The sequence below is a fragment of the Alcaligenes pakistanensis genome (genome assembly GCF_014652815.1).
Classification (GTDB): Bacteria; Pseudomonadota; Gammaproteobacteria; order Burkholderiales; family Burkholderiaceae_B; genus Alcaligenes; species Alcaligenes pakistanensis.
In genome coordinates, this window is sequence record NZ_BMZN01000001.1 from 997,521 (window position 1) to 1,010,005 (window position 12,485).

10 protein-coding genes are annotated in these 12,485 nt (G+C 53.8%); 6 read left to right on the forward strand and 4 right to left on the reverse strand.

Annotated elements, in window-relative coordinates; genetic code table 11:
* Nucleotides 1-216: 216 nt before the first annotated feature.
* Complete coding sequence (gene glyA / locus IE156_RS04580) at nt 217-1,506, reverse strand: serine hydroxymethyltransferase (RefSeq protein ID WP_189391256.1); 1,290 nt, start codon at nt 1,504-1,506, stop codon at nt 217-219.
* A gap of 72 nt (nt 1,507-1,578) precedes the next feature.
* The gene (serC, locus tag IE156_RS04585) at nt 1,579-2,661 is read right to left on the reverse strand and encodes a 3-phosphoserine/phosphohydroxythreonine transaminase (protein ID WP_189391257.1); all 1,083 of its coding nucleotides are present in this window, start codon (nt 2,659-2,661) and stop codon (nt 1,579-1,581) included.
* Nucleotides 2,662-2,787: 126 nt separating this feature from the next.
* Here serC and pdxR point away from each other — a divergent pair, with 126 nt between their 5' ends.
* A complete protein-coding gene (pdxR, locus tag IE156_RS04590; RefSeq protein ID WP_189391258.1) occupies nt 2,788-4,293 on the forward strand; it encodes a MocR-like pyridoxine biosynthesis transcription factor PdxR in 1,506 nt (501 codons plus the stop codon).
* Between the two features lie 11 nt (nt 4,294-4,304).
* Here pdxR and glyA (IE156_RS04595) read toward each other — a convergent pair whose 3' ends face one another.
* Nucleotides 4,305-5,600 carry a serine hydroxymethyltransferase gene (glyA, locus tag IE156_RS04595; RefSeq protein ID WP_189391259.1) on the reverse strand — a complete coding sequence of 432 codons (1,296 nt, stop codon included), beginning with the start codon at nt 5,598-5,600 and terminating at the stop codon, nt 4,305-4,307.
* A gap of 668 nt (nt 5,601-6,268) precedes the next feature.
* Here glyA (IE156_RS04595) and IE156_RS04600 point away from each other — a divergent pair.
* The 5 genes from IE156_RS04600 (at nt 6,269) to IE156_RS04620 (ending at nt 11,967) form a co-directional block, all read left to right on the forward strand.
* Entirely contained in the window at nt 6,269-7,222 is a 954-nt protein-coding gene (locus tag IE156_RS04600; RefSeq protein ID WP_189391260.1) for a diiron oxygenase, read from the forward strand.
* Entirely contained in the window at nt 7,219-8,271 is a 1,053-nt protein-coding gene (locus IE156_RS04605) for a 2Fe-2S iron-sulfur cluster-binding protein (RefSeq protein WP_189391261.1), read from the forward strand. The genes IE156_RS04600 and IE156_RS04605 overlap by 4 nt, the downstream gene beginning before the upstream one ends.
* A gap of 32 nt (nt 8,272-8,303) precedes the next feature.
* The gene (locus IE156_RS04610; RefSeq protein ID WP_189391262.1) at nt 8,304-9,026 is read left to right on the forward strand and encodes a glutamine amidotransferase; all 723 of its coding nucleotides are present in this window, start codon (nt 8,304-8,306) and stop codon (nt 9,024-9,026) included.
* On the forward strand, nt 9,023-9,889 hold the full coding sequence (gene pdxK / locus IE156_RS04615; protein ID WP_189391263.1) for a pyridoxine/pyridoxal/pyridoxamine kinase: 867 nt from the start codon (nt 9,023-9,025) through the stop codon (nt 9,887-9,889). Before IE156_RS04610 ends, pdxK begins: the two co-directional genes overlap by 4 nt.
* Nucleotides 9,890-9,975: 86 nt before the next feature.
* Nucleotides 9,976-11,967, forward strand: coding sequence for a BCCT family transporter (locus IE156_RS04620; protein ID WP_189391264.1), 1,992 nt, complete (start codon nt 9,976-9,978; stop codon nt 11,965-11,967).
* Here the strand turns inward: IE156_RS04620 and soxR are convergent.
* A complete protein-coding gene (gene soxR, locus IE156_RS04625; protein ID WP_189391265.1) occupies nt 11,964-12,440 on the reverse strand; it encodes a redox-sensitive transcriptional activator SoxR in 477 nt (158 codons plus the stop codon). The two genes, IE156_RS04620 and soxR, sit on opposite strands and share 4 nt — an antisense overlap.
* Between the last annotated feature and the right edge of the window lie 45 nt (nt 12,441-12,485).

Here is a 12,485-nt window from a genome sequence, read left to right on the forward strand (position 1 = left end):
GCCGCGTTGCACTCGACTGCTGCCGCGTCGCAAACACACACCTTGCAGCCTAGAAACGCAGCAAATCCACGCACCTTGCTACTCCAAGCCCAACACGAAAAAGCCCAACTGCAAATAGTTGGGCTTTTTTCATGAAACCGGTCCTGCCACTACTAGGCATCTTCCCTAAATAGAAAAAACATCCTCATAGCAAGCGGGGACAGACATGCGCACGGATCACAGCTGTGCTGGTTCCGTCTGCACTTGGTACACCGGATAACGTCGACATAAGGTAACGATTTTCTCGCGAATATCGTGTTTGATCGTATCCAAGGTACCAGCTTCATAGGCATCCAGCACATCGCACAGGTAATGTGCCAACTGCTCACAATCTGCCACGTCAAAGCCGCGCGTCGTCACTGCAGGCGTCCCAATACGGATACCGGAAGTCACCATCGGTGATCGTGGGTCGTTGGGCACCGAGTTCTTGTTCACCGTGATATAGGCATCCGCCAAAGCATCGCTAGCCTCCTGGCCGGTATAAGGTTTGGCCGACAGATTAATCAGCATCATGTGATTATCGGTGCCACCCGACACGATGTTATGACCGCGCTGCACCAGCACCGCTGCCATCGCGCGAGCATTGCGCACCACATTGTGTTGATAGGTACGGAACTCGGGCTGCAAGGCTTCTTTGAAGGCAATGGCTTTGGCCGCAATCAGGTGCATCAGGGGGCCACCCTGTACACCAGGGAAAACGGCTGAGTTCAGGCGTTTGTAGAAGTCCTCGCTCTGCCCTTTGGCCATGATCACGCCGCCGCGTGGGCCGCGCAGGGTTTTATGCGTCGTACTGGTGACCACATGCGCGTAAGGCAAGGGGCTGGGGTATTCACCCGCTGCAACCAAACCAGCCACGTGGGCCATATCCACCCAGAACCAGGCTCCCACCTTGTCCGCGATCTGTCGCATACGCGCCCAATCTTTCACGCGTGAATACGCTGAAAAACCACCAATCAGCATTTTGGGCTTGGTCTCTATCGCAATGCGTTCCATCTCGTCGTAATCAATCAAGCCGGTTTCAGTGTCGATCCCGTAAGGAATGATGTTGTACAGACGTCCCGAAATATTGATGGGGTTGCCATGTGTCAGGTGACCACCTTGGGCCAGATTCATGCCCATGACGGTATCGCCGGGTTTGAGCAAGGCCAGAAACACGGCGGTATTAGCCTGGGCCCCGGCATGGGGCTGTACGTTGGCGTAGTCGCAATCGAACAAGGCTTTCAGGCGCTCGATGGCCAAACGCTCGGCCACGTCCACAAATTCGCAACCTGCGTAATAACGCTTGTCGGGATAGCCTTCAGCGTACTTATTGGTGAACACCGAGTTCTGCACCTGCATCACTAGAGGGCTGGCGTAGTTTTCCGAAGCGATCAGTTCTACGTGATCTTCCTGACGGCTTTCTTCGCCCTGGATGGCCTGGGCCAATTCCTTGTCGAATTCAGCCAAGCTGAGTGTGTTGTCGTACATACATTTTCCTTAAAGATTGCAAACTGAGGCGCAGCCAATCTGCTGGCCGCTCTGTAAAAGCAGGCACACGCCTTAGCCGTGCGTGCGCTCGAACTCGCGCATGAACTCCCCCAGCGCCTGCACCGCATCCAAGGTGACGGCGTTATAGATGCTGGCGCGCAAGCCCCCCGTTGATTGATGCCCTTTCAATCCATGAAAACCATTTTTCTGTGCTGTATCAGCAAATAAAATATTTAAATTATTTTCAGAAATATAAAATGGAATGTTATTGATAGATCGATAGTCAGGCAAAACATTATTGATATAGAAACCTTCACTTTGATCAATAACCTCATAGAGTAATTTTGATTTTTTCTTATTTATTTCATGTAATACATTGACGCCACCAACTCGTTCAATCCATTCCAAAGTCAGCCCCAACACATACCAGGAAAAGGTAGATGGCGTATTTAGCAAGGATTGTTTTTTTGCCTGTATGGAAAAATCCAACGCTTGTGGCGTGCCCGGCAAAGGTTTGTCTAAAATAGCGGGATTAAGCAGAACCACGGTGACACCAGCAATTCCCATATTTTTCTGGGCCGAGGCATAAACCAAATCGTGCGCTGAAATGTCAAGCGGTTTGGACATCAAACTGGAGCACGCATCACAGACTAAAGGAATAGGCGAGGCAGGTGGTTCTGAAAACTGCAAGCCCTGTGCAGTTTCATTTTCTGTGTAATGCAAGTAAGCCGCATCCAGATTAATATTAGATTCATTAATCTCAGGAATACGATCAAATCCAGTGTCACAGGAACTGGCTATGATTCTTGCTTCTCCATATTGACTGGCGGCATTGGCGGCTTGTTCAGACCACAGACCAGTGTGGATATAGTCCGCGGTGTTTGTTTTATGGAGCAAGTTCATCGGAATCTGGGAAAACTGCAAGTACGAACCACCCTGCAAGAGTAAGACGTGATAGTCCGATGGCACACCCAGCACGCGCCGCAAGGCCGCCTCGCTGCGCTGAGCAAACTCCATAAAGGGCTGGGAACGATGACTTATTTCCATTACAGACAAACCTGTGCCGGCAAAATCAAGCAGTTCGTCGCGTACTTGCAATAGAACATCCATTGGCAGGGCGCTGGGCCCTGCGCTGAAATTAAAGGGTCGGGACATACTTGCTGAGATCCTGTACAAACCTGAACGCCGGAACAGGCCCCCCCTATTTCGGCAATGACAATCAAGTCTACGAGCACAATGGTCTGACTAGTCAGACCATTATTATTCTCTGGAGCAGACCGCATGACGCGTTCGTTTGAACTGGACACCTTGAAGATGCGTCTTAATGATGACGAACTTCAATCCCTGGATCTTCACCAGCGCATTCAGCGTGCTTTGCGGGCACTGATTCTGGATGGAGCCTTGGGACCAGGGGTCAAGCTGCCTGCCACACGTTCCCTGGCCAAGTCCCTGAACATGGCACGCGATACGGTTGAAAATGCCTATGTCCAGCTGCACCGCGACGGCTTTATCGTGCGACGCGAAGGCTCGGGCAGCTATGTGTCCGAATCGGTGGGCACAGAGCTGCGTGGCAGCGCCTACCGACGCATCAAGGCCCAGGACCTGAAACGTAGTGTTATGGAACCGGGCACAGGTTTAAGCCGTCGCGGCCGCGCCGTATTTGAAAGTGGCGGCATTGCCGACCAGCAAACCATTAAGGCTTTTGCCACTGGCCTGCCCGAAACCCGCAACTTCCCCACCGACGTGTGGGAACGCTTGCAACGCCAAGCCATGAAGGACTTTCGGGCCAATATCCTGTTGCACGGTGATCCGCAAGGAACTGAGTCCCTGCGTAAAGCGATTGCCGTCTACCTGAATCTGGAACGCGGCGCCAAGGTCTCTGCCGACCAGATCCTGATTCTGAGCAGCACGCGCCAAGCCTTGTTTCTCTGCGCTCAATTGCTGGTGGATGCGGGCAAGCCCATTCTGGTCGAGAACCCCGGCTACTTTGGTGCACGCAAAGCCTTTGAGGCCGCCGAGGCCCGCGTCGTGCCTATCGGTGTGGATGAGCAGGGCTTACGCACCGAGCTGCTGCATGAGGATCGCAGTGGCGCCAATTGCATTTATGTCACGCCTTCACATCAATATCCCACAGGCGCCACCCTATCCCTCGAACGTCGTCTGGAACTGATACGCTGGGCCGCTGAAAATGGCCGCTGGATCCTGGAAGACGATTACGACAGCGAGTTTCACTACGATGGCTTGCCTACCGCTTGTGTACAGGGCCTGGATAAATACCAGCGCACAATTTACCTGGGTACCTTCAGCAAAACCCTGTATCCGGGGCTACGCATGGGCTATATGGCCCTGCCGCCCGAGCTGGTCAAACCCTTCACCCAGGCACGCAGCATCATGGATGGCCATACGCCACAAATTCTGCAACTGACGCTGGCACGCTTTATGGAAGATGGGCATTACAACTCCCACATCCGTGCCATGCGCAAGCTCTACACGGGCAGGCGGGAAATCATGCTGGAAGCAATCGAGCAGCATTTGCAAGGCATCGTCCGTGCCGCCCGGCCCGAAGGCGGGCTGCAAATCCCCTGCTTTCTGGAGCCCGGCTGGTCGGAAGAACACACCTTACGTCGCGCGTTAAGCGCAGGTGTGCAACTGCCAGGCTTAAGCCGTCTGTATATTGGGGAAGAAAAACAACAAGGCTGGTTATTAGGTTATGCCTCTTTAACCGCTTATGAAATTGAATCAGCCATGTTACGTCTGGCCAACGCCCTACGTCAGGGCAAAGGCTGAGCGGGCCAGAATCAGTACATCAAGGGGTATCGCCGATTCAGGTCGGCGACCCCTTCCAAAATAGCATTCTCGGTTCGAGGGTTACGCACCCCGCTACGCACGCCGCCCAGCAAGGCCAGCATCATGTCGCCAATTTCTTTGAAATCGTCCTCGCCCAGCCCACGAGTTGTACAGGCAGCGCTACCGATTCGTATACCGGAATACGCGCTGCTTAGCTGCTCATAAGGCACCCGATGCTTGCTCAAGCTGATGCCCAGCTGTGTCAGCACCCGTTCTACCAATGGCCCCGACAGATCCCAGGGGCGCAAATCCACCACGCCAAAATGGCAGTCTGTGCCGCCCGACACCACGGTCAGGCCCCCCTCCGAGAGACGCCGGCACAAACTGCGGGCGTTGGTAATGACCGATTGTGCGTAGGCCTTGTAGGACGGATGCATTGCTTCTCCCAGGGCGACCGCTTTGGCGGCCATGATGTTCAGCAAAGGCCCTCCTTGCAGCCCCGGATACACAGCCTGATTCAAACGCTCCGCCAACTTGGGCTCATTGCACAAAATAATGCCGCCGCGCGGGCCGCGCAATGTGCCATGTGTAGAAAACGTGGTGACGTGTGCATGGCTAACCGGCGACTCCATCAAACCCGCCGCCACCAGCCCGGCACTATGGGCCAAATCCACCATCAGATAAGCATTGACCTCGTTGGCGATATTTCGGAACTCGGCGAAATTAGGGGTACGCGAATAGGCCGAGCCACCCGCAATAATCAGGCGTGGTCGCTCCTTGTGAGCCAACGCGCGAACCTGATCCATATCCACCCATTGTGTCTGGCGATCCACCCCATACGAGCAGGTCTGAAACCAGCGTCCGGACACATTGAAATGGGAACCGTGGCTCATGTGTCCGCCGGCACATTGATCCAGCGACAAGATGGTATCCCCTGGCGATAACAAGGCTAAATACACCGCCAGATTGGCTTGGCTGCCCGAGTGCGCCTGCACATTGGCATACGCCGCCCTGAAAACGGATTTGGCCCTTTCAATGGCCAACTCTTCTGTTTGATCCGCCTGCTCGCACCCGCCGTATATCCGTTGCCCTGGATAGCCTTGTGCCTGTTTATTGCTTAGCAGGGAACCCTGTACATCCAGCACGGATCGGCTCAGGTAATTCTCGGACGCGATCAGCTCAATGGTGTGTTGTTGCCGACGCCGTTCGGCTTCGATGATGTCCCAAAGATTGCGATCGCTTTGCTGCAGAAATTGCGAACCCACCAGAGGCAGGTGGTGGGTGTCGCCACCGGCAAGACTCTTCATGGGAGTTCCTGTTTCGATATTGGCCACGTCAAGGTCGTGATCGTTTTCCAGACACGAGGACAAAAGCGCAACCCTTGGCATGACGTTACCAAGGGCGAAAGATAAACATCCTATTCTGTTTATCGTCCTATCAAACAGTCCATTAAAAATTAATTCACCAGACCACTTTTAATTATTTATATTTAAATAAACATTCAAAGCATAAAACATTAAAAACCCGCTGAAACACAGGCCCAAAGCCTATCCCGATAATTTCAGTCAAGAATTAAAACAAGCTTCAAATATTTATTATTAAGTGGTCTGTTAAATGATCTTGAAATGGTCTGTCATTTATTGTCATAGGATCATTAGAATGCAGCCAACGAATACTCAACGCCCATACTTCTAAACGCTCAAGCAGATTATCACTTTTTTCAATCTGTGCGCGAGAAACATCTTTCCCAGTTTTCCCATGACTACAGGAAACGCAATTGCTTTAACGGCAGTTCAACCGCGCTGATTCCCCAGGCTTTAACAGACCCGGCCACGGGTCTTTTTAGGTCCGGCGCATAAAGAATCAGAAGATCCTTTTAAGCCTGCGAATTTCCATATGGAAATAAAGACAGGCGGAATAAAGAAACGATCTGCTCATTTCGAACAGATCGCACTCAACAGCAAGGAAGTTTGAAATGACAATCAAAAGCTACGAAACCGATGATGCCGTACGTAATATGCTGCAAAAGCTGTCTGTACTGTGGAAAAACCGTGCGGCCGTAAATCAGGAACTGCCCGATTACAACAATCTGGCCTTTGATCCCAATAAGGCCGACTTTAGCGAATGCCTGCTGCCTTTCCGCGAACATCAGGCTTGGCTGGAAGCTCCTGAGGAATTGAAATCGCAGTGCCTGTCTTACGCCTGGGGTATCTACAACCTGAAAACGATTTACGTTGAGTGCAATGTGGTGACGCCTTCTTGCGAAGACATCATCAAAACCCCACCACCCAGTGCCAACCGTAATTTGCTGCAAGACGTGATGTCTCAGGCTTTGCTGGACGAAGCCCTGCACACTCGCATGTCCATCATGGCTTGCAACTACATCTACTCCATGCGCGCTCTGCAGCCCCTGGACTTCACCAATTTCAACCTGGTGCAGTGGCGCAATGACATCCTGAGCCAATGCAGTTCTGAGTCCGAGCGTCGCCTGACTCGCTTCTCCATTGCCTGCGCCTCCGAGACGTTGATTACCGACTATCTGAAGACCATGGCCGAGGACAAGAGCATCCAGACCGTGTGCCATGAAGTCACCCGCACCCACGCCATGGACGAGTGGAGCCATTCCAGTGTGTTCAGCTTTGTCGCCTCGGACATTATTCACGGCCTGAGCCAGAAAGAGCGTGAGCACATGCGCGCCATTATTTTGCGCACCGTAGAGATGTTCGCCAATAACGAAATGGGCGCCTGGGAAAAAGTCTTCTCCATGGTGAACTTCCCGAACGCTCGCGACATTTTGCACGACACCGGCGACTCCAACGAGATTGGCGTCTACACCGGTTCAGTGGAAAGCCTGATCGAGCGCATTGGCCTGAACAGCAAATCTGGCAAGGCCCAGCCTGAAGCCGAGCAACAGGAGGCGCTGCAATGACAGCCATGATTCAGGCGCGCTGCGAAACCGTTCGCCCAGAGGCCGGGAACGTCAAAGTATTCACATTGCGAGTGCAAAGTGGTCACTTTGATTTCCTGAATGCCTTGCAGGCGGGCAAGCATGTCGCCCTGAGCTACCCCGATACCGGCGGCACCCTTCAACAGCGTATGTATTCGATCACCCGTATGGCCGATCCAGACCTGATTGAAATTGCCGTCAAAGGATCGGGGCGCAACAGCGTCTCCGATCACTTGCACGCCACCTTGCGCGAGGGCATGAATGTGCCCCTGCAATATGTGGCGGGTGATATCTCGGTGGACTCTATTGTGGGTTACGAGCGTATCGCCATGATCGCAGGTGGCATCGGCATTACCCTGCCCATTGCCCTGCTGCGTGAACTGGCCGCCCGATCCACTGACGGCTTGCCTGTCCCCAACGTGCATTTATTGCTGAGCATTGCCCGCATTGCCGACATCCCCTTCTTGCACGAACTGCTGCAACTGGATCTGACTAGCAGCTGGTTCACGCTGACGGTGTTTGTCACGCAAGAAAAAATCCGTGACAGCGCTCATTTCAAAGTGGGCCGACCCTCTTTTGAAAACCTGGAGCTGTTGCAGGATCCGCAGGCAGTGGTTATTTGCGGCAGCCACGGCTTTGCCCAGGCGCTGCGCGAATACACCATTCAGGCACACCCTATCTCGCATATGTTGATCGAGGCCTTCTCTCCGCCCGTCAAATCCGGGATAGAGATTTTGCCCGACGCCGGCAGTGCTCCACTACAACTTCATGTACGCAGCACGGGGCAGACAATCTCGCCCGAACCAGGCAGCAGCTTGCTGGAAATGCTGGAAGCCGCCGATGTCCCCATCCGCAGTCAGTGCCGTTCAGGCATTTGCGGGGCGTGCCGGGTACAGATCTCGGATGGTGAATACCGCGCAGAACCTGACTTTTGTCTGAGCGATCAGGACAAGGCTCAGGGCCATGCCTTGGCGTGTTGCACCTTCCCACTATCCGGTGCCATTAATGTAGACATCGGTACCACAAGCTGACATCCTTACCCTCTGGATTGAAAGAAACTCTTATGAAGAAAGTCATCGCACTGCGTCATATCCATTTTGAAGACTTGGGCACGCTGGAACCTGTTCTGATTGAACAGGGCTACCAAGTGCACTACATTGACCCATCCGTCGAGTCACTGCGTCACGTGGGTGAACAGGACGCTGACCTGCTGGTTGTATTAGGCGGGCCTATCGGCGCCTACGACGAAAAAATTTACCCATTCCTAAGCGATGAGCTGGAACTGATCAACAAGTTCCTGCTGGCTGGCAAACCCTTGCTGGGTATTTGTCTGGGCGCACAACTGATTGCGCGCGCCCTGGGAGCCAATGTGTACCCATTGGGCGTGAAGGAAATTGGTTTTTCCCCCTTGAAGCTCAGCGAGGCTGGCAAAGAGTCGCCGCTGGCCGCTATTGGTAGCATTCCGGTTCTGCATTGGCACGGAGATCAATTCGATATTCCTGATGGCGCCCTTCACCTGGCCAGCACGGATGTCGGTGCTAACCAGGCTTTCTCCTTCGGAACCCAAGTACTGGGCCTGCAATTTCACCTGGAAGCCGACACCAGCAAGCTGGAACGCTGGCTGGTTGGTCATGCCAACGAGTTGGGCCAAGCGGATATCGATCCTCAAATGCTGCGTCTGGAAGCCATGGCGGTGCAAAAACGTCTGCACGCCGCCGCTGGCACGGTCCTGAGCAACTGGCTCAGCCAACTTAAACAAGCCACTAAGGCCGACTGCGCTGCATGAACACAGCAGTAAACTTTGTTGATCGGGAACGACATCCCTACCATGTGGATGTCGTTTCCATTCAGTCTCAAGTCGTCTACGGTCGGGTGGGCAACAATGTTGCCGGCCCGACTTTGCGTAGACACGGCTTTAAAGTCGCCGCCGTTCCCACTGTGTTGCTGAGCAACAACCCACAGTACCCCTCGGTTCACGGTGGCGCCGTACCCGACGAATGGCTGGAAGGTTTTCTAGACGATCTGGTTTTGCGCGGTGCGCTGGATAAAGTGCGGGCTGTGCTAATCGGTTATCTGGGCAGTGCGAACCAGGCCGTCATCATTGCTCGTTGGCTCAAAAAGATACTGCAACAGCATCCAGACATACTGGTCATCGTGGACCCGGTTATTGGTGACTTGGATGTGGGCGTCTATGTAGACCCGGCCCTGATTCAGACTTATCACGAAACCTTACTGCCTCTGGCCAACGGCTTGACCCCCAATAACTACGAGCTCTCGCTGCTGACTAAGCAGTCTTGCGACACTGTCGAGGCCAGCTCGGCCGCCGCACATACCTTGCTCAATGGCCGCACTGAATGGGTCATTGCCACCAGTGCCGCGCCCGAATCCTGGCAAGAGGGCCAGATCAAATTATTACTGGCTCGCAAGGAGCCACGCGCTGACACCCTGCTCTGCCATCCTCGTGTGGATTGCGCTGCCAAAGGCACCGGTGACCTGTTCGCCTCTACCTTGCTGGCTCACCTTATTTTGGGTGCAGACCTGCATTCTGCGGTGCATACCGCCAGTGCCAGTGTGCTGCACCAATTGGAATTAACTCGTCAGGCGGGGCATCAGGAATTGATTTTGCCAATAGATCCTTTCCGAGCCTGAGCAAATATTTCCTAATCTAACAAACCTTTCAACAGGCAGTCGTTCTCGTTAAGCTGTTGCCCTCTTAGTTACAAACGGAGCATGACATGGGGCTGCCTTTTAAAAGCACGCTACATCCACGGGTGTTCTGGGGATCTACCTTTATCGTCCTGGTCTTCTTGCTGATCGGGATCATTTTCCCTGAAGACGCCGCACTTATTTTTGAACAGTTACAAAACTGGGTCATCAAAAGTTTCGGCTGGTTCTATATCCTGGCTGTCGCCCTCTTTTTCTTTGCCGTTATCTATCTGGCATTAAGCCGCTACGGCAATTTGAAATTAGGGCCGGATGATTCAGAACCGGATTACCCCTATCTAACCTGGATGGCAATGCTATTTGCCGCCGGTATGGGCATTGGCTTGATGTTCTTTGCCGTGGCCGAACCGCTGCAACACTTCTCGGCCCCGCCTTCCGGGCTGGCCAGCACAGTGGAAGCCGCCCATCAGGCGCAGATCATCACTTTCTTTCACTGGGGCGTTCATGCCTGGGCCGTCTATGCGGTCGTAGGTTTGTCGCTGGCGTATTTCTGCTTTCGCTACAACCTGCCTTTAACCATACGATCGGGTCTGTATCCCCTATTTGGCAAGCGCATCGAAGGCTGGATCGGCGATAGCGTCGATATTTTTGCAGTCTGCGGCACGCTATTTGGGATTGCAACCTCCATGGGTTTGGGCGTGCTTCAAATCAATGCCGGTCTGGAGCATCTATTTGGCTGGCCCCAGGAAACCTGGCTGCAAATCATCCTGATTGTGGTGGTAACCGCGCTGGCAACCTTATCAGTCGTCAGTGGATTGGACGTCGGTATTCGCCGCCTGTCTGAACTGAACTTGCTGGTCGCCATTGCCTTGATGCTGTTTGTGCTCGCTGTGGGCCCAACTGCCTTTTTGATGAATGCTTTTGTACAGAATATTGGCGGTTATCTCGATAACTTCTTCGCCCGTTCATTTAGTACACAAGCGTTTCGCGGACAAAGCTGGATGAAAGCCTGGACCCTGTTTTACTGGGCCTGGTGGATTGCATGGTCGCCTTTTGTCGGCATGTTTATTGCCCGCATTTCGCGTGGCCGCACGGTACGTGAGTTTGTTCTGGGCGTGTTACTGGTACCCACGGTCTTTACCTTCTTCTGGATGACTGTATTTGGCAATACTGCCATCTTCCTGGATATGACGGTAGCGGGTGGTCAGCTGGCACAAGACGCAGCGGCCAATGCCTCGGTCGCCTTGTTCGAGTTTCTGGAATACCTGCCCTGGTCCAATGTCACCTCGACTCTGGCCATCATTCTGGTTGCCATCTTCTTTGTGACCTCGGCCGATTCCGGCTCGCTGGTGATCGACACACTGGCCGCCGGTGGCGTGGAAGACGCGCCCGTCTGGCAGCGCATTTACTGGTGCGCGCTGGAAGGCACCACCGCTTCCTTGCTCTTGCTGGCAGGCGGCCTGACTGCCTTGCAAACCGTCACGCTAGTTAGTGCCCTACCCTTTGCCGTGATCATGTTCTTATTGATCATAGGGCTATTCAAAGGTATGAAGGCGGATATGTCACGCCAGCGCCGACAAGGGCCGCTATCTGGGCCAGCACCAGGGTCGGAGGTGTCCTGGCGTCGACGCCTCTCGACAATTCTGCACACTCCCAACCAACGTGATGCACGACGTTTTCTGGGCGAGACGGTTCTGCCTGCCCTAGAGGCTGTGGCTGAAGAACTGGGCAAGCGTGGCTTGAATGTAAACCTGGAAACTGGCACGCAAGATCAAGCCCAACTGACCATTCAGGCCGATAACCAGCGTAACTTTGTCTATGGTGTGGAGTTAGGAGCACGCCGGGTTGCCAGCTTTACGGCAGCAGCGGCTCGCAATGAGCAAACCCGCCCGCAAGAGTGGCAAGTGCGGACCGTATTTGCCGATGGCAGTCGGGGTTACGACTTGATGGGCCTCTCTTCCAGCCAGGTCATTAACGATATCCTGAACCACTTCGAGCGCTATCAGTCTCTGGTCACTTCCGAGGCCACCGCGCTCTACGCGCAGTCGCCCGACCCAACTTAAACCTCTACCCCGGCCTCCAGTTTTCGTTCCAGAATCTGGGGGCCGGGCCCTTGCTGGCCCAGAATATCGGCCGGATTGCGCAAGGGACATTCACTCATCGACAAGCACCCACAGCCAATACAGTGGGTCAGCTCATCACGCAGCCGCGTCAACTGCTCAATACGATCATTCAGTTTGTCTTGCCAACGGCTGGACATGGCCCGCCATTGCTTGCTCGATGGCTTGCTGCCCGGTGGCAAACCACGTAACGCATCATGGATTTCCTCCAGCGGAATCCCGGTGCGCTGCGCCACTTTGATGATCGCAATGTAACGCAAGACCACCGATTCAAAACGGCGCTGGTTACCACTGTTGCGGGTGCTGGCAATCAAGCCTTTAGACTCGTAAAAATGCACGGTGGACACAGGTACACCGCTGCGTTTTGCCACTTCGCCTACCGTTAGCGCACGGCTGAAATCGATTGTTTTTGCCATTCCCCCACCCCTTGACCTCAAGTTAACTTGAGGTTTTATAGTCCA